The 19,331-nt window shown below is 33.4% G+C and carries 14 protein-coding genes and 1 pseudogene; all 15 read right to left on the reverse strand.

Annotated elements, in window-relative coordinates:
* Positions 1-2: 2 nt before the first annotated feature.
* The 15 genes and pseudogenes from BLP54_RS03760 to BLP54_RS03830 all read right to left on the reverse strand — a co-directional run bounded on the left by BLP54_RS03760 (position 3) and on the right by BLP54_RS03830 (position 19,330).
* Positions 3-1,790: an LTA synthase family protein gene (locus BLP54_RS03760; protein WP_090166927.1), complete on the reverse strand. Its 1,788-nt coding sequence runs from the start codon at positions 1,788-1,790 to the stop codon at positions 3-5.
* Complete coding sequence (locus BLP54_RS03765; RefSeq protein ID WP_090166928.1) at positions 1,787-3,220, reverse strand: hypothetical protein; 1,434 nt, start codon at positions 3,218-3,220, stop codon at positions 1,787-1,789. Before BLP54_RS03765 ends, BLP54_RS03760 begins: the two co-directional genes overlap by 4 nt.
* A 27-nt stretch (positions 3,221-3,247) precedes the next feature.
* Positions 3,248-4,837, reverse strand: a complete 1,590-nt coding sequence (locus BLP54_RS03770; RefSeq protein ID WP_090166931.1) for an AAA family ATPase — start codon at positions 4,835-4,837, stop codon at positions 3,248-3,250.
* Positions 4,838-4,898: 61 nt separating this feature from the next.
* Complete coding sequence (locus tag BLP54_RS03775) at positions 4,899-5,195, reverse strand: hypothetical protein (protein ID WP_176754457.1); 297 nt, start codon at positions 5,193-5,195, stop codon at positions 4,899-4,901.
* Between the two features lie 247 nt (positions 5,196-5,442).
* Positions 5,443-6,381, reverse strand: a complete 939-nt coding sequence (locus BLP54_RS03780) for a hypothetical protein (protein ID WP_090166934.1) — start codon at positions 6,379-6,381, stop codon at positions 5,443-5,445.
* 9 nt (positions 6,382-6,390) lie between these two features.
* Positions 6,391-7,737: an MBOAT family O-acyltransferase gene (locus BLP54_RS03785; protein WP_176754458.1), complete on the reverse strand. Its 1,347-nt coding sequence runs from the start codon at positions 7,735-7,737 to the stop codon at positions 6,391-6,393.
* A gap of 562 nt (positions 7,738-8,299) precedes the next feature.
* A pseudogene (locus BLP54_RS03790) lies at positions 8,300-9,580 on the reverse strand (IS110 family transposase).
* Between the two features lie 145 nt (positions 9,581-9,725).
* Complete coding sequence (locus tag BLP54_RS03795; RefSeq protein ID WP_090166938.1) at positions 9,726-11,696, reverse strand: DUF2142 domain-containing protein; 1,971 nt, start codon at positions 11,694-11,696, stop codon at positions 9,726-9,728.
* The gene (locus BLP54_RS03800; protein WP_090166940.1) at positions 11,662-12,432 is read right to left on the reverse strand and encodes a hypothetical protein; all 771 of its coding nucleotides are present in this window, start codon (positions 12,430-12,432) and stop codon (positions 11,662-11,664) included. Before BLP54_RS03800 ends, BLP54_RS03795 begins: the two co-directional genes overlap by 35 nt.
* A gap of 550 nt (positions 12,433-12,982) precedes the next feature.
* Positions 12,983-13,360 (reverse strand): hypothetical protein, encoded by a 378-nt coding sequence (locus BLP54_RS03805; RefSeq protein WP_090166942.1) that lies wholly within the window; start codon positions 13,358-13,360, stop codon positions 12,983-12,985.
* 11 nt (positions 13,361-13,371) lie between these two features.
* Positions 13,372-13,818 carry a hypothetical protein gene (locus tag BLP54_RS03810; protein ID WP_090166944.1) on the reverse strand — a complete coding sequence of 149 codons (447 nt, stop codon included), beginning with the start codon at positions 13,816-13,818 and terminating at the stop codon, positions 13,372-13,374.
* Between the two features lie 16 nt (positions 13,819-13,834).
* A complete protein-coding gene (gene rfbG, locus BLP54_RS03815; RefSeq protein ID WP_090166946.1) occupies positions 13,835-14,950 on the reverse strand; it encodes a CDP-glucose 4,6-dehydratase in 1,116 nt (371 codons plus the stop codon).
* A 40-nt stretch (positions 14,951-14,990) separates the two neighbouring features.
* Positions 14,991-16,670 carry a phospho-sugar mutase gene (locus BLP54_RS03820; protein WP_090166948.1) on the reverse strand — a complete coding sequence of 560 codons (1,680 nt, stop codon included), beginning with the start codon at positions 16,668-16,670 and terminating at the stop codon, positions 14,991-14,993.
* 2 nt (positions 16,671-16,672) lie between these two features.
* On the reverse strand, positions 16,673-17,578 hold the full coding sequence (locus BLP54_RS03825) for an NAD-dependent epimerase/dehydratase family protein (RefSeq protein ID WP_090166950.1): 906 nt from the start codon (positions 17,576-17,578) through the stop codon (positions 16,673-16,675).
* Positions 17,579-19,330 (reverse strand): thiamine pyrophosphate-binding protein, encoded by a 1,752-nt coding sequence (locus tag BLP54_RS03830; RefSeq protein WP_090166952.1) that lies wholly within the window; start codon positions 19,328-19,330, stop codon positions 17,579-17,581.
* Between the last annotated feature and the right edge of the window lies 1 nt (position 19,331).

The following is a 19,331-nucleotide window of genomic DNA, read 5'->3' on the forward strand; positions in this document are numbered from 1 at the left end:
GTTTAATCAAAAAACTCTTTATACTTCAATTTAGTCTTCAAATTGGCATATTCAATTTGAAAATACTCGTTCATTAAATCAGAATATGGTGTCCTATCATCATAAGAATACATCTTTCCTGTCTTATCGTAATAAACGCCATACTTTGTAATTATTGGTAATTCATCACGGAGATGAATCATGAAATCATAATAATCTGAAGATTGAATTCCTCCGGCCTCAAGTAATGTTGGCACCATATATACTAGTCCCAAAGTTTCCTGTGGTCTTTTATCAACTAGTAAGTCACTATTATTAGACCATATCACATAAGGAGTTCTTCGAGTAACGAGTTCTTTCATGTCCCTATCATAATCTGGATAATATTCATCCATTATACTAGGAAGAATATGTGGGCAATGATCTCCGACCATCAGCACTATCACATCCCTATCTATGTTATTATAATAATCGAACAAGTATTGTAACGCTTTGTCAGAAAGATAAATACATGAATTATACTCACTAATCTGACTATTAAAATCAACGTATTCAGAATCTGATTGAATAATATTATCTTCAGGTGCATTATATGTCCAAGAGCCATGATTCTGAAGGGTAAGGGCATACAAAAATCTTGGACCTTCACCCATTTCTTCGTACCATCTAATTATGTTTCTATACTGAGACTCATCAGTATATGAAGCATCAGACACCCTGTTTCCCCATGATTCTAAATCTTCATATTCATTTTCAAAATATATTTCATCAAAACCTAACTGTTCGTATCCCCTGCTTCTACTATAATTTATACCAAAACAATCATGAGTTCCTAACGTTTCATACCCCAAATTTTCCAAATGAGAAACCACAGAATTAGCTTCTGCCAAATTTAATACCTGAAAAGGTGTGGCACTTTGATGCATTAATGCAAGACTATTGCTTGTTAGTAATTCGTATTCCGAATCATTGGTTCCTCCACCAACATTAGGTACAACAGCATATCCGGTTAAAACATTTTCTAAAGTAGGGATATAGGTTATTGGATCTTCTGAATTATTGATGTCTAAGACCTGATTTAAATCATAAAATGATTCATTTAAGATAATCATAACATCTGGCGTATTATCTCCTGTATCAGACACCTCATAAGAATCCATATAGCTTTCTATTGATTTAGTATCAACCCCATCTAGCTTTTTTATAGGAGTCATTTCAGCAATAGATTCTTGAACTAGACAATTAAAGTATCCATATAGATATATACCTTCCATCCAGTTCCAGCCAACTGCGTTTGCTGGTATAACAAAACTATACCCATAAATGGTTCCAGATACAGCCATGGCAAGAAATACTGTTTTTAGTTTTATGTTAACCCTGTTTTTATTTAATTCATTAATGCATATCAAAAAGACTGCAATTGCTACAAGAATGATATATTCTTTATATCTTTCGTTATATGTAAAAATATCATCTAAATACCCAGATAGAACACTTCCTGCAGTTTTAGCATTCTTTATTTCCACAAATGAGAATGGAATACCATGAAATCTATAAGTAAAATAGCAAGCCAAAGAAAGAATTGTGCTCATTAAAAGCGCCAGTACATTTCCTATCCACTCTATTCTATGAAAGATTAAATTCAAAAGACAATTTAATGACACAAAGAAACCAACCGCAACTAACATATATTCCTTCTTTGGGCATAAATTGATTATGTAATCTAAGCTAGTTGCACTTATTTCCATTATCAGGAATTCAATCAGAGACAATAGTAATACTACTAGTATTTTAAATATTCGCTTTATCATAATGGGTGCCTCTTTATTTTCATAATTTCTTCAAATAAAACAAAAATAAATATGTATCCCATAAGCCACATATGGAAGAAATATTTATCAAAACTAGCCGGCATAGTCAGCGTAGTTATACTAATATGCACTAACACTCCAACCATCATTATTAGCATGGCCTTATCTCTACGTACTATTCCATATATTGTGCATAAAACGATTAATATCAGTGGCAACACTAAATTAAAACTATTCAAGGCACGTCCAGCTGCCCAGAATGCATGCACTCTTGAGCTTATAAAAACAAGAGGCTCTTTCAATATTACTGAAATAACAGCTCTTGAAAATTCTTCGTACGAAACGCCCTTGTTTTCACGCTGCATATAATATGGACTCTCAACTCCATCAAAAGCATTAGTATCAAAACCGCTCCAGCCCATATCCTGATTCCATTTATCTATAATAGATATATCCACATATTGATCTATAATCTTTAATTCTTCTGATACCTTATCTCTGTCAAAGGATTTTTCACCCATTATGTGAACCAACATGGCATCTACTTCTAAACCTTTTTCCTTCATTCCTCCATCAAGCATCACAGGAATAAAGAATAATAACTCACAAGCAAAAAATACTAATAACCATTTAGCAACTTGTTTTTTCTCAAGCCCCTTCAAATATGCCATAGCAAACAATACTGCTCCAAAAACAAGCAAATAAATACCCTCGCGTCTCCATACGGTAAGAAGAGAAAGAATTATGATAACATAAAGGTTTTCCGAAACATTTTTGTGCCCTTCAACGATATCAAAATAAATTTTTACCATTGCAAATAGGTATATAAAACCATACCAGTGCATTCTATGGACATAAGAACCATATATAAAAAACGCAGGTACTATACATAACAAAAACATTAAATAAGGCCACTTATTTTTATAATGACTTTCAAATCTATAAACTACATAACCCATTATTAAAGCAGCTAAAACTATTTTTACCAAAACAGGTGCCAGTGCTAATGGCAAAATGAAAAAACAGATTAAATATATTTCAGATGCGTATACAAAAAAGTAAGGATACAGTCTTACAGCTGCATCCCATATATTTTTATCATCCCAGGTGAAATAATAGCCATTGTGCCTGTTAACAAGTACAGCCATAAAAAAGCTACTAAAAAATGGTACTGCGTAAAGCAGTACTCTTCGTTCGTATGAATCACCTTCTATTGCATTAAAAATAAACCTTACAAAACTGAAAATAAGTATCCACGCTATTGCAATAGCGACAATCAGCCAAAATATCTGAGCTGATTTACTAACCTGAGTATTAATTTCATTTGTAAGACCGATTGCGTAGTTATTCTTAATAAATCGTAATCCTAGCACTAACGCAGCTATCGCCCAAATAAGACTCACTATTATTTCTAGTCGTTCTTTTTTCATTTACACTCCCCTTTTTTCTTTATCTTGCTATCGCTTTATCTTTTTAATCTTACAAGCATGTTGCTTTGACTTGCTATCATAATTTATACCACAAAGAATAATTTCATTATTAACATTCTCAAAAACTTTAGGGTAATTTCCTCTTTCAATCTGGTCTATTGCACCCTCTTCACTACCATCCATTTTCAGTTCAATTAATAGAACTGGCAAACCAGAACCATCCTTTGGAATATAAACAATATCTGCATATCCATGACCAGAAGGCAACTCTTCTGTCTTAATATAATTGTTTGCACAACTAATATAGGCAAACTTCACCACTGAGCGAAGTGCCTGCTCATCATTATAGAACAATGGAGACACACCAAACGTACCAGCATCATGAACATCCTGTATTGCTTTAGCTACAGCCTTCTCATCACAATTAATGGTATCCACAATTAATTGATCTGAATTCATTATTATTCTATTTGTCGCATCGTGGGTTCCAACTCTGATAGTACTTAAGAACTCTCTGCGTATTTCTTCATTTGGTATTCTAACAGTTTGCTTAGTAGTGCTATATGCAAGATATCCTAAATGTATAAGTAAAGACAATACATCATCTCTTGTCCTAATCGATGTCATATCATTTTGGAAAGTAGATGTATCAACTGGCATTTCATTTCCACCAATCATCTGAATCAAATCTGCCTGAAGATTATTTTGATCCATGTTTATATACTTCAAAAGCGCATTAAAGGTTTCTGTTTTAGACCAATATGTGTCGTACACTCCAGTCCTTATTGCTTGAACAACAGAGTTTGGATTATATACATCCCCTACCTTTGGGAAAGAGTAACCATCATACCATTGTTTCAATTTTGTTTTATTTACTACATATTTTTCAGTAAACCAGTCTATATCACTCTTTGTAAAGCCAACATACTCAGCAAAAATAGAAGGCTGAATCATAGTGTATTCTCTAAAATCAGATATTGCAGACTGATGACCATACTTTTTTATCGGTAAAATTCCAGTCATGTAAGCACCAGCCACAATTTTATCTGTAACATTACCGTTTTTAAAAAGCTCTCTTAAAAAATTCATGTACTCAGTAAGGAGTTCTTCCTCTTCTTTATGTTCACGAAATAGTGCATCCCACTCATCGATAATAAAGAAGAATTTAGAATCACTTTCTGCAACATTAACAAGCATTTCTATCAATGACATTTCTTCAGTGAGATAGGAGAATGCATCTAAGAGCTCGGTTACTATTTTATTTTTAATATCTTTAACAAGCTCTTTTATTTCTGCTTCCGATGAAATGAATCCAGTTATATCCAAATAGATTACATTGTACTTTCCTAAGAATTCTTCGAATGTGTCATCTTTCGAAATAGCATATTCCTGCTTTGAAAATAATTCTTTAGAATCGGAACAAGACTTGTCATAGTATGCGCAAAGCATCTTTGCCGCATAGGATTTTCCAAAGCGACGTGGTCTGCTTATACAGGTAAGCTTATCAGGTGTGTTGATGGTAGAATTAACTACACTAATCAAACCTGTCTTATCCCTATATATTCCATTTATTATATTTTTAAAGCCCTCGTTACCAGGATTTAAGTATATGCCCATTTTTATTCCTTCTTTAACTCGTAAATTATGTTGTTAATATTATGTCTTTTTACATAACTAATTACTCATTTTTTATTGCAATAAATTGTATTCTTTCACCATAGTGGAAATGAAGATATTTAGAAGCTAATGAACGTTTATACAACTCAGTAATACTATATAGCTCTTTTGTAACCATATTATGAAGTGCAAGAATATTAGCCATTTCTTCATCGATTGTACCCGTAATAGCCACCAATTCATTATCTAGATTACAATTTCTTATACTATTAATAACTTTATCAAAATAAAACTCATCATTTGTAAAATCTCTATAATATCTTCTTTCAACAGCTGCTGCATATGACCTACCTATCAATAGCATTTTACCTGCTATTACCGAGGTGTCATCATGTCTTGGATTGCGCCTGCACATATCTTATAATATCTTATCTGCAAACTCCCATTTTTCGCTGTATTCATTTTGTGCCAACTTATATTCAATATATGATATATCCATATGTTTATCACCCACATCCACGTTTACAGCCTCAACTTAGTCTGATAGCAAAATCTATGCATTGTTTGCAAGATAATTATTTTACAATTATTAACAATGAACTAACCTAATCAATTACTTTTGCTCTCCTTAAATCATCTATCAATAGTTCAGTTCTTACTTTCTCTCCCTCTGTACTGCAATGATAAATTGCATTTGACATCAAGCTTTCCTCAAAAAAATAATCTTCTGGATTACTAATATAAGGAATACCTATTTTTTCAATTTCTTGCTGCTTCAAACTCTCAAATTCACTGTAGTCACATATAATAGCTTGCTTAAGAAGGGGCGGTGAAATAAAATAGACATTCGCTCCTTTGCGCTCAACAAATTCTTTGTAATCCTTTAGATAATCAATAGCACTTTCTGAAATCTGAGCATTTGTTATATCAATCTGACCATATAAATCAATATTATTCATATAATCCATTTCGTACTGTCTATCCATTATCATTTGGGCAGTTTTACTATCAAAAGCTTCTCTTGAGTAGATTCCTGATTGTATAGGATAATTATTCTTTATTTCAGCGAACTTAAAAAGATAACCAATAAAATCTTTCCAATGACTTGGTGGAATATGCTTATACATATCAATATTGTCATCTATTCCTGTCATAATCAAATCTTGTCCTAAACTATCAAAACCATTTTCCCAGCCATATTCATACCCTAATAAAACGATATCGCCCTTATTAATGTTTTCCTTTGACAATTCCGAATAGAACAAATGACCAAATCCAGCATGTAATCCTAAATTAACTACTTTATATCCAGATTCTTCCTCAAGCATTTTCTGATCAAGTCCAAATGAAGACGAACTTCCTGACACTACTACAATTTTGGGCTCCTCAGTTTTCTGTAATATCCTATATTTGTCCACAATAACATTTTGATATGATGTATAGAATCTTCCCCTTGGAAAAACAATTATTGCAAATATAACACCCCAAAAAACAAATGCGGTAGACACAATTACAATTAATATATATTTAAGAAAATCTTTCATAAATCTCCCTTAGAACTGAAAATACAAAAACTGTGTATCTATGTTTGCATCTGTGGCACATGCTCCAAATATACACACAGAAATAATTGCCGCAACTAATAATCCCTGTAAAAAAAGCGGCTGTCTACAGTAAACTTCATAGATATTTTGTTCATCTTGCCTTCTAATTTGTACTTTACAAAATAGTATAGTCGAAATAACAATTACAAATGTGCCGACAGCAGTTCCTGCTATACATAATAAATCTGGATTAAAAATACTAAAGTAGTTAAACATAAGAATTCTTTTGCAAATTGAAAATGAATCCATTGTTTCCGATGTGAAAAATATCCATGTGAGTGTAATCAAAAAAAACACTATTACTCTTCTAATCAGCACTATGCTTTCAGTCTTTTCATCAATATTCAATTTCTTATAAACAAATATTTTAAATGGTTTTATAAGCTGTCCAATTACAACAATGACCCCATTAAATAATCCCCAAACCACAAAGTGCCACTGCGCTCCATGCCACAATCCGCTTACCAAGAAGACAATCAACATATTAATATATTTACGAATATTGCCCTTTCTATTCCCCCCTAGAGGAATATAAAGATTTTCAATAAACCATTCATTCAAACTCATGTGCCATCTATTCCAAAACTCAGCTGTACTCTGAGATAAATACGGATTGTTAAAGTTTTTACCAACCTCTATACCTAGTATTTTACCAACGCCCCTAGCCATATCAGAATATGACGAAAAATCCGCATATATATATAAGGAGAAACACATCGCACCAATTAACAACTCTGCAGAAGATCGATTCATATAATCTGGTAATACACTTAGATATATTTGACTAAGCTTATTTGCCACCATAATCTTCTCAAATGCTCCCCAGGTAAATAATAACGTGCCGCTCTTCGCCATATTATAATCAAATGCCCTAGGAGATGAAATCTGTGGTAACAAATTTCTAGATTTCTGTATAGGTCCTGATAACACAGTTGGAAAAAAAGCAACGAAGGTTGCATACTTTATAACATTTTTTTCTACACTAACTTTTCTTCTATACACATCAGATAAATACGTACATGCTTGGAATACCATGAACGATAAACCTACTGGTAATGCAATATCCCAATTAACAGAAATTGATGTTTCCAGCGTCTTACACAATACCTGATTTATATTAGTTATTAGAAAATCTGTATATTTATATATTCCTAGCACTGATATTTCAAGTAAAAAAAATGTAACATATACCGCTTTCCTATTGTATATGTCAAGCAGTAATCCTCCTACGTATGAAATTATAGTCACTAGTATTAACACTAATAATATTTTGGGATTTGACCATCCATAAAACAAATAACTTCCAAGAAACAATATGATATATCTGTGTTGTGGTTGCACCATGTAATATATACGTACGAAAACACATATGAAAATAAAAAAAGTAACACTTAAATAATTCATTCTAAATCTATATTATAGATTAATTCTAAAGTAGTTTAATCTTTTTCCTCTCATAATAATCTTGTTATATCTCTTGTTAACTCACTTTTTCTCATTTTTTCATAATCACATAGATGAAGCTATCTAAGTCCATGCCATTCCCCACGTCCAAAACTACGGATATATAGGTTTCCAGGGTGCACTTAATAAGACGTCGTCTTATTCTGCTATGATTGGCCTTCTAAATCCCAGGTTCCTTACGGCAGCCCAACCTCCCATGTCATACGGGATCACCTTCAATAGGGTCCTTAATTCCTTCGTTCTGCTTATCCATAAAGGGGTGTCACTATGCTCCAACACTGAGTCGTACTCTGATGGGAAAAAATCTGACTTCGGCTCTCTATGTTCTCTTTGAATAAATGATTCTCTCAGCACTTTTCAGCGGACGTCTTCCTGAGATTCACATACTAATCTTTTACGCAGCTAACGATTGCCTATGAATATCAGAAAGTATCTTCTGAGGATCATAAACAGTATTGTTTTTTAGTATTGCGTAGAAGATTCTTATCAGCTTACAGCTGATGGCTATAATAGACTACTTCTTTTTAAGCGGATTACTTTGTCTGGTAGTGTAATACTCATGCAATGCTCTAAACTCTGGATTCTTCGCAACTAATGGTATTACCGCCTGAAACAGTATAGCTCTTAGCTTACTTCGACCTCGTTTACTTATGGTCGTCTGTCCCTTATGTTCACCAGAACTATTCTCTCTTAAAGAAAGCCCCCGCTAACTTTTGGATTTGCTTTGGTGATTCAAAACGTCTAACATCACCAATATCACCCAAAAATCCAGCAACAGTTATTACTCCTATACCTTTTATGGCAAGCAATTGCTCGCTTTCAGGTATCTGCTTACACAAACGCTCAATCTCATCCATGATGTAATCAAGCTGTGTCATCTTATACTCATAATCCTGAAGCAACATCTTCATCTCGATTTCTGCGTCCGATGATCCCTTCTTTAGCCCGATACTTCTTTTTGCTGCTTCACACAGGGTCGTTGTCCTCTTTTTACCTACAGCACGTAATTTTTCTCTTCGCCAAATCTGATCTATACCGTCCACTCCAAGTGTAAGTATCGCTTCTGGAGTACATGCTTCTTTCAAAAGCAACATACTACTCTTTGACTCGTAATCCCCAAACACCTCTAAATATTCAGGAAAATATATGGCAAACCATCTTGCAAATCGATTTTTAATCTGGGTAAGTTCCCTAATGAGTCGCTTGCGATTATTTGTCATTATTCGTAAATCTGCATAGACACCATCAAGTGTATATATGGAGCAGAATATCTGCCTTCGATAACAAGCTTTGCTATTACCTTAGGATCTTTACAATCATTTTTACTTTGGCTGTTATCATCCAGTTCCTTGGTCTGCTTTACCGCATAAGGGTTAACCATAACCAGTAGGATACCTCCATCCTCAAGATAAGCGCCAAGATCAAACCAGTAATGACCAGTTGGCTCTATTCCTACTATCACATCTGACTTATTGTTTATATTTAGTATCCACTGCATCCAGTCCTTAAAACTATCAAAGCCTTCTCGACTGTTACTAAACTTAAAAACTTTACCTAGTTCAATGCCTCTCCAATCAAAGGCTCTGGCATAATGTGTAGTACTTCCTATATCAATTCCAACTACCAAAGTTGATTCTTTTACTTGATTGATTCTCTCATTCTGCTTACAATTCATTTGTGGGTGTCTCCTTTGAACAATGATTTTTATTAACCGGCAAGTTAACAATCATTATTCTATGAGAGGCACTCATTTTTTACAAACCTGCTATTTATTACTTAACAGGAATGCTTTCTATAATTGGTATAAAAGGCATAGTTTACTAAAATGATATTTGACTCATTACATCTACTATTATTTCTAAATATACAAACATCACACCTTGTAATATAACTAAAGAATTTACTTTACCACCATTTTTATACCAACATAGCACCAGCAATAATTGTGGAATGCATGGAATATAATATCTTCCCTGTAAGCCTACAATCTGTGTATATCCAAATGGTGTCATTAAAAATCCCGTTGCTGTGATCATTACTATCTCTATAATTGTTACTGCAAATACACCAAAAATAAATTTCTTTGACAATATACCTGTAGAGCCTGCTTCCTTATCATCAGTTGACAGGAAAAGCAAGCCGACATATAGCCATATCACATGTTCCTTTATATTTACATATAATCTAGCTAACTTTTGTCCAAACATCTCCAAAAATAGTTGATTCAAGCAATTGTAAACTGTCGTAAGATATACCTTCATATACATTATTGGTTCCCTAAATATTCCACTAATACTATAAATATTTTTATCATTATAAGAATATCCGTTTGAAGCTGTTATTGTAGCTTGTACCATAGTCATTGATGCGCGAGCTGATTGTTGTATCAATACTGTAAAAATAAAACATAATAGCACTAGTCCCACCCCCTCTATAAATGCTCTTCTCTTTTTTTCTTTCTTTTCAACCAATACCAAAAAAAACAATACTAGCTCAATATAATACACGAACTTTATTGGAGCAATTAGCAATATACTCACAAAAGTCACAATATAATCGCGCCAATAGACATTTCTTTTATCTGACACTAACTTAAGTATATAGGCAAAATATAATAATGAAATACCATTAATTTGCATATCATATGACAGGGAACTTGCTTGATGCATTGACATTGGATTTATTGCTAATAATAAAAATGAAGTTTTATAAAATGGTGTTATTTTTACAGCAAAACTCACAATAATAGAATAAACCAGTAAATTTACAAATCGTCCTAGCATATACATACTCGTGCCATGCAACCCTATTATTCTTGCAACAGAAATTCCTAAAGCCTGTGGCAAATAGGCAATTGGATAATCTAATTTGTTGTATACATATTCAATTATCTCTTTATTATTAAAATAGACATTTTTATATTCAATTGTTTGAATAAAATCATTAAAGCTGTTTCTGCCGCTACATAAAAATAAATCGCATGAATCTATAACACATATATGTTTCTCACCTATAATTACGTTTGAAAGAATATATGATGAATAGTAATGATAGCTTTCATCTGGTCCATTACCTGGGGATATTATTATCATCATTATAATTCCTAAAATTAATGTAATAACAAAGGTTTCCTTTTCAGCTACTTTATCCTTCCTAATCAAAATATAATTTATTAACAAGAATAATAATACAAATGATATAACAGCAAAATAATTAATATACGCATGTGCTAATGCAATAAATATACATCCATCATTGTATCTCCCAGAATGCGTAGAAAGGCAAGATTTATACTGAATTCCGTCAACTGTTCCAATAGAAGATATACTTTCTACCCCCGAAAGAGTTATCAAATTATCTTCTGTTAATTGGGGTGCATATACATGTATGTAGTAAGTTTCACCCTGTTCCAACGTATTATCTAGGAAAAATTGTTTCCAATAATTTCCAATTAATTCTTTTCTTTCATTAGCCCAGCCTTGTATGGTTTCACCATTTTTATTACGTAATTCAACTGTATACTCTCCAAAATAATTTGCTGCATTTATTGTTGATAAGGGTAAATCTATTTCATTAACATCCTCTTCATTACAGACAAATTCTTGTAGAAGTACATTATCTCCGTAAATTTGGTATTCATATTCCTCATTTGTACCTATCCTATTCACATAGTATTTAGATATTTTAGGAATCGGATTAACCCAACATAATATTAGAGTTCCTATTAAAAAAAATAGATTTACAAAAAAAAGAATCTTATTCCGACTCAAATTCCCTATTAAACCTGCCATCTTCCCCTCCAATTTTTCGGTATATAAAACAGGCTCCTACACAAATAACTAATGCTATCCATATTCTAATACTTTCACTTTCTTTAATAAAAGACGAGCCCAACACATAAAACACTAAATTTTTATCCGTTTCTTTACCATTTATTTTCAGTTCTGCATTATCTATTCTATCTGATGTTTGCAGAACTGTAACAGCATTACCTTTGACTGAATCATTTGAAAATATCCTGATGATATATGTTCTTTCAAATCCTTCTAATCCTGTCATCCTATGAATACTTAATTTTATATAATCTGTTTCTGTGATTTTGTCTAAATTAATATCCCAATAATCTAACAACTCTTCTGTATCTTTATCATATAATTCCACTTTAAGAGTACCATTATTATCTCGACCATAATTATTAACCATCACCCCAATCGAAGATATAAGAGGACTAGCGCAATAAAAAGACTGTTCTATTTCGACATCGTCATAAATCTCTCCAACTGTATCAACTTTTTCCCAATCAAGTGGTACTTTTATTATCTCACCCGTTTCTCCATAATATATTGGCTTATCATCCCTAATGTAATCTACAAAAACTGGAATAAACGACCACACGAATATAATAGCAACACATATATAGATGCTATTTTTCTTTGATACCCTCTCTATTTGTTTTCTAACTATTTTTATATTTAGCAATATGCTAACAATAAAAACTACTAATGCCCAATATAAATAATTAATCATTTATAATCACACCTTTTTCATCCTATTTGTACGCTATAATATATATCACTAGATTTTGAAGCCATATATGATATCATTTTATGTATCGTGTGAAATAATACTACAACCGACATTCCCTTTATAAAAATATTACTAATGACAATGGTACTTTCCTCATTGACATAGCTAATTCACGGCGCACATAGGATAATTCTTTTTCATTGTGTGATAGTAAACATAAATAACACAAAGCTTACTGAATATTCCAGTAATCCCCCCTGTAAACTGGACCAATTATACTCTTGGCGTATTCTTGTACTAACACCGATGGTGATGTTGCTAAAGACGTAGACGTTATACTTTATTTTTCAAATGAGCAATTTTTCTCTAAGCCCCACCAGCAGAATAATACTAAATACTTCAAATCATAATAACTTATTTGCTTATTGGATGAATCCTTTAGTTATAGTACTAGACTTAACTTGTACGCCACTTTTAAATCTACAATTATAATAAAACGTTCATTACAAGATGCTCTATTCTCATTAATATATTTTGAATCACATAACAATTATTGCTCAAATCGATTTAATCCCTCAATAAATCCATCTATAGACTCATCAAATTTATTAACTTGACGTTCCACCAATCTATATAGCCTCCAAAGGTTTCCTTTATCGTTAAGATCATCTTCAATTATTACACCTAATTGAGTACTATTTGCACCAATAATCGTAATACGGCAATGATAATCCAGATATTCTTCTCCACCTATGTCATATTCTCTTGTATCATATTTAACTAGCACAAGTTTCTGATCACCATTATATATACAATAAGCAGGATATACATAATCTATCTGTGAATCTCTTTCCCATTTTAATTTTTTTTCTTTAGTGCCATTTATCAAAGCAATGACATACCTATCATTATTATTTACTGATTGCATTCTTTCTCCTATCACAGAATCGTCAGTTCTTTCGCCTTCAATTCTCCTACCAAGTTATTAAGAACCGAAACAAGTTTCTTCTCTTGCTTTTTATCAAATGGTAAGTCTGTAATTCTTTTTACTTTTAGGAGCTTTCTTCGAGCTTTTCTATTCATAAATACAGCAAAATGATCTATACTCGAAACCTCCCTTACGATTTCACCATATATTTTAGAATCAAAAATGTTGTCTATTTCAATTGACCGAACAATACTCTCTAGTTTTTCGCAGCTTCTCCTTTTCTGACTTTGATATAACTGAAATTTCAATGTCTTTTTTATTTCCTTCTTTATTTGGCCTGTATGAACAAATACGATAAACGAAAAGAAAAAACTTGCAAGACTGATAAAACCACCATAACTATTCAGCCATTCATTAAGTTGAATCCACATATACATTAATTTAATGTCATCATTCACAAATATTCTTACTCCACTATGCTTTTTCACTAATATATTCCGATATTTGTTCGTTAATCAGTTGATTAGTACCATCATCATTAAGATAACTCACAGACCACTCCACAATCTTCTCCATCGTGGTCTCAACATTCCATCTAGGCTGCCAACCAAATGTTGTCTTTATCTTACTACAATCCAACTTCAAAAAATTAGCCTCATGTGGTCCACCATCATGCTTATTTACCCAGTGAGCTTTATTAAATGTATCGTTACCATTAGCTAATGCTACTTCATTCCATTTATCACAGAATAACTGCACAAGTTCACCCGTTGTCCAACAATCGCTTTCATCCGGTCCGACATTATAACTACCAGCCAGCTTCTTATCTTTATACTGAGCCTCCGCTATCATAAGATAAGCCACAACAGGCTCTAACACATGCTGATACGGACGAGTTGAATATGGATTTCTCACCACAATCTCTTCACCAGCCTCAACAGCACGAATGCAATCTGGGATAATTCTATCATTGGCGAAATCTCCGCCACCAATAACGTTGCCAGCGCGGCATGTAGATACAGCAGGTGCATCTATGCCATAATTAGCTTGATAATATTCATCTGTAAAGAATGAATTCTTATAGCTAGATGTTACTAGCTCAGAACATGATTTAGAATTAGAATATGGGTCAAATCCATTAAGTTCCTCATTTTCACGATAGCCCCATTCCCATTCTTTGTTAAGATATACTTTATCAGTTGTAACATTTACAAATGAACGCACACTCGGGGTCAGACGAACAGCTTCACATATATTAACTGTCCCCATTACATTCGTCTCATATGTGTAAACAGGCTCTTTATATGAATCACGTACAAGCGGTTGTGCTGCCATATGAATCACAATCTCAGGCTTAGTTTCTTTAAACACCTTTAGTAAATGATTTAAATCCCTAATATCCCCATCAATGGAATTCATTTTATCTTCCAATCCCAGAGTATTAAAAAGACTTGGTTCTGTTGGAGGTTTTAATGCATATCCAATCACATCAGCGCCAGCATTTATCAACACCTTGCACATCCATGATCCTTTAAAGCCAGTATGGCCTGTAATTAAAACTTTTTTCCCTTTGTAAAATTCAAAATTCATTTTTCCCACCTTACATATATTCTTTAATATTTCAGAATAGCTACATCCTCTTCTCGATATCTTTAACAATTATATTTTCAATATCTAAAGCTGATTCTTTGTTATCAGCTGTCACACTAATATACGCCTTCAGTTTAGGCTCCGTACCAGAAGGTCTAATAACAACAGAACCATCTACTCCTTCGCCTTCAAAGAAATACTTTAAAACATCAGATTTAGGAAGCCCGTTTAAACCCTTACTGTAATCTTCAGTCTTAACTATCTTGTATTCTCCCACTGAATCCAATCCTTTATGGAATTCAACCATTATTGTTTGCATCTTTTCCATTCCCGTAGAACCTGGGAACTCATAAGAATGAAGTGTATTCATGCAATAACCATATTTATCATAAATCTCTTCCAACTTTTGTAGTAGGCTTATTCCTCTAGTCTTATAGAATGCAAACATCTCGCAAATCATATATGCAGCATTCACCGCATCTTTATCTCTTACATAAGCACCAGTTAAATATCCATAAGACTCCTCAAAACCACAAATATAATCATCTACTCTTTCTTGACTTTCTAGCAGCCCAATTTGTTCTCCAATAAACTTAAATCCAGTAAGCACATTTATTGTTTGGACACCATAATTTTGCGCAATCTTCTCCGCCAAATCCATTGTAACAATAGTTTTGATAAACACTGGGTTTTCTGGCATCTTGCCATGTTTCTGTCTCTGGCTACATATATAATCTAAAAGCAACAGCCCTACCTCATTACCAGATAATAATTGATAATCTCCGGTATTTGTTTTTACAGCTATTCCGCATCTATCTGCATCTGGATCTGTGGCAAGAAGCAAGTCTGCATCTGTTTTTTCGCAATATTTTAATCCAAGCTCCATAGCATCCCGTATTTCTGGGTTAGGATATGGACATGTTGGGAATTTACCATCTGGATTCTTCTGTTCTTCAACAACTGTTATGTTACTGAAGCCAGATTCAGACAAAGCTCTTGTAACCGGTTTCAACCCTGTACCATTTAATGGACTATATACAATTGATACATTCTTATCAATAGAATCTCCAAAGAGGACACTCTGCCCTTTAACCTCATCAATGAATGCCGTTAATACCGAATCATCTATATTTCTAATTAAACCTTTTTCTATGGCATCATCAAAATCAATTCGTTTTACATCAATAAATATATCAATAGCATCAATCTCAGATAAAATCTTGCTTGCAGCTTCTGTTGTAATTTGACAACCGTCAAATCCATATACCTTATATCCATTATATTTAGCAGGATTATGTGAAGCTGTTATCATAACACCTGCATCAGCTTTCAAATAACGTGTAGCAAAGCTAACAGTTGGAACAGGATTAAGTTCTGGCCAAATATTTACAGCTATACCATTAGCAGCAAATACGGATGAGGCAACTTTCGCAAAAACATCTGATTTTATTCTACTGTCATAACCAATAACTACACTTTTCTTTTCACTATTTATTGATAGCAAATAATTAGCCAGTCCTTGAGTAGCTTTCGCTACAACATAGATATTCATTCTATTTGTTCCAGCCCCAATAGTACCACGAAGGCCTCCTGTACCAAATGCAAGATTTCTATAAAATGCATCTTCAATAGCATTCTCATCCATACATTTTAATTCGACTAATAAATCTTCATCTTCAGCGCATTCTAACCAACGTTCATATTCTCTTCTATAATCCATAACTAACCTCTAGCCTTTTTTGTACTCTCAATAACTCTTCTAATTCCCTCATCAAACGTAATCTCTGGTTCAAATTCAAGTGCTTTATAACTTTTATCTGTATTAGGCTCTATTCCATAAACAGGTTTATCCCCTGATACAGCAAATTCACACATTGCATCCTTAAATTTCGATGCCACTTGCTCAATATACTTTCGCAATGGCTTTGATTCGTTCCCCGCCACGTGGTAAATACCACTTTCTACTTCTTTTATTCCCAAAAGATAAAACATTCTACCAGCATCAGACTCAAACAAGTAATTCCACGTCTGAGTTGCTGCTGAAAAACTGGCAGTTTCACCTTTAATAAATTGATTTATAGCATAATCAAGCATAGTACCTTCATTATCATTGCACCCATACACACTGAAAATTCTAGCCCATATATGCTTAATGTCTAGCTGTTCACACATTCTTCTGCTTAACAAATTTGCAGATAATTTTGATATACCATATGATGTTGTAGGATTAGGAACAGTATCTTCTGTTATCTCACAACTATAATTCCCATATTCAGCTTGCGAACCTGCCCCTACAAATTTCTTACACCCCAACTTGTTTGCAAGTTCCACCGCCTCTAACGTTGTGCGAATGTTATCTTCTTGGGCAAGAGGCAAATCTCTCTCAACCTTCGATGTATGACCCCAAGCAAAGTGATAAAACACATCATAAGGCTTCCCATCCCCCTTAACATTATCAAGATTATCAAGATCAGCGAACTCTATCTGAATCAAATAAGACTCAGGAAGTCTCTTTAAACGCCTAGTTCCTTCTCTAACTATAGCAAGAACTCTATCTCCATTTTTTACACATTCATTTATAAGAGCTACACCAATCATACTTGTAGCACCAGTTATAACCACACGCATCTAATTATCCTCGATATTTGAATCTACATTATATTCATTCAAATTCATCAACTCCATATATAACCTTCTATCCAACAATGGTTCTTGATCTTGATTAGGTTTTCCGAATTCTAGTTTAGGAAATATATATGTATTCTCATTTAGTATTATTTCAATAAACGCAGGATTATCATCTGTCAATAACTCAATTGGTAATTTGCAAATATCATCTACTGATGTTGCTGCCGCATACGCTATACCATAGGCGTTTGCAATTAATCTAAAATCAGGAGATGAGAATCCACCTTCTGGAACAGTCTGATAAAAATTATTGTTAAAGTACATTTCTTGAAAATGTCTTATCATACCTAATGCATTATTATTAAAAACAATAATCTTTACTGGCAGTTTTTCTCTGGCAACAGTCATTAATTCTTGAATATTCATTTGCAGACCACCATCTCCAGTGAAACAATATGCTTTTTTCCTAGAAGCTAAACAAGCACCAACAGCCGCTGGTAACGAATATCCCATTGCGCCATGTCCACCAGAAAAGAACATTCTTTGGTTGTTCTTTAATTTAAATGACTGTGCTACCCATACCTGATTTTGTCCTACATCCGTAGTAATTACAGAATCATCTGGAATAAAATAACTGATAGCGCCAACCATTTCATTGGGAAGTTTGCAATCTATTCCTGTTAATTTTTTCTTTATCACATTGCATACTCCCACCCATTTTGAATAATTCAATTTATAGTTCTTTTTTGCCGCTTCACCTAGCAATTTCTTTATTGCAAAACGTAAGTCTCCTCTTATTTGAACTTCGTTTTCATGAACTTTATATTCAAGTTCACCTTCATCGATATCTACTCTAATTATTTTAGCGTTTGGTGCAAAGTTTTCCCTCTTAACACCTACCTGTCTAATATCTAGTCTCGAACCTATCGAGATAACCAAGTCGCTTTTAGCCACAATAAAATTCGCTGTTCTATCACCATATGCACCTATAAATCCATAATTATACTTTGAATCAGATATCGCATCTACCGCAATCATGGATGTAACCGCTGGTATTCCTAAAGAATCAACTAACTCTTTCATTTCCTTAGTTGCATTAGCAGTCTTAACTCCATTTCCTATTATCAAAACTGGTGAACATGCATTGTCAAGCTCCTTGATAATACCCGAAACATCTATTGGCTCATTATTCTGACTGGAATTCTCATAGCCCTCAAGCTCATTAACATCTATATCTGCTCTAAAAATATTCATCGGAATATCTAGAAGGACTGGTCCGCGTCTTCCAGATATAGCTTCACTTACAGCATAATCAAGATAATATTTTATCTTATTAGCATCATCTATCTGTGCCGCATATTTTGTGACGGATTTTACTATTGAAATAATATCCGTCTCTTGAAAACCTCTCTGGCGCACCCCATAATTACCTTTTAATTCATTAGCATTAACCTGACCGGTAATAAACAGTGTAGGTATCGAGTCAAAATACGCATCACAGATTCCTGTAATAAGGTTTGTAGCTCCAGGACCACTAGTAGCATAAGCAACCCCGATATTTCCTGACTCCTGCGCATATCCACAAGCAGCAAAAGCAGCGCCCTGTTCGTGATACGTAACATGCGCTGCAATTTTATTTTCATATTTACTAAAGGAATCCATCAAATGCGTTACCATACCACCTGGGTAGCCAAATACATGCTTGACTCCTTTAGCTATTAAGTATTCAACAATGTAATCTGATACTTTCAAT

Origin of the sequence: Pseudobutyrivibrio sp. 49 (assembly GCF_900100545.1) — a bacterium.
GTDB lineage: Bacteria > Bacillota > Clostridia > Lachnospirales > Lachnospiraceae > Pseudobutyrivibrio.

Excerpts from the sequence above, each read along its gene's own strand:
- BLP54_RS03760 (WP_090166927.1), bottom strand. The coding sequence starts at position 1,790 with ATGATAAAGCGAATATTTAAAATACTAGTAGTATTACTATTGTCTCTG.
- BLP54_RS03765 (WP_090166928.1), bottom strand. The coding sequence starts at position 3,220 with ATGAAAAAAGAACGACTAGAAATAATAGTGAGTCTTATTTGGGCGATA.
- BLP54_RS03770 (WP_090166931.1), bottom strand. The coding sequence starts at position 4,837 with ATGGGCATATACTTAAATCCTGGTAACGAGGGCTTTAAAAATATAATA.
- BLP54_RS03780 (WP_090166934.1), bottom strand. The coding sequence starts at position 6,381 with ATGAAAGATTTTCTTAAATATATATTAATTGTAATTGTGTCTACCGCA.
- BLP54_RS03795 (WP_090166938.1), bottom strand. The coding sequence starts at position 11,696 with ATGGCAGGTTTAATAGGGAATTTGAGTCGGAATAAGATTCTTTTTTTT.
- BLP54_RS03800 (WP_090166940.1), bottom strand. The coding sequence starts at position 12,432 with ATGATTAATTATTTATATTGGGCATTAGTAGTTTTTATTGTTAGCATA.
- BLP54_RS03805 (WP_090166942.1), bottom strand. The coding sequence starts at position 13,360 with ATGCAATCAGTAAATAATAATGATAGGTATGTCATTGCTTTGATAAAT.
- rfbG (WP_090166946.1), bottom strand. The coding sequence starts at position 14,950 with ATGAATTTTGAATTTTACAAAGGGAAAAAAGTTTTAATTACAGGCCAT.
- BLP54_RS03820 (WP_090166948.1), bottom strand. The coding sequence starts at position 16,670 with ATGGATTATAGAAGAGAATATGAACGTTGGTTAGAATGCGCTGAAGAT.
- BLP54_RS03825 (WP_090166950.1), bottom strand. The coding sequence starts at position 17,578 with ATGCGTGTGGTTATAACTGGTGCTACAAGTATGATTGGTGTAGCTCTT.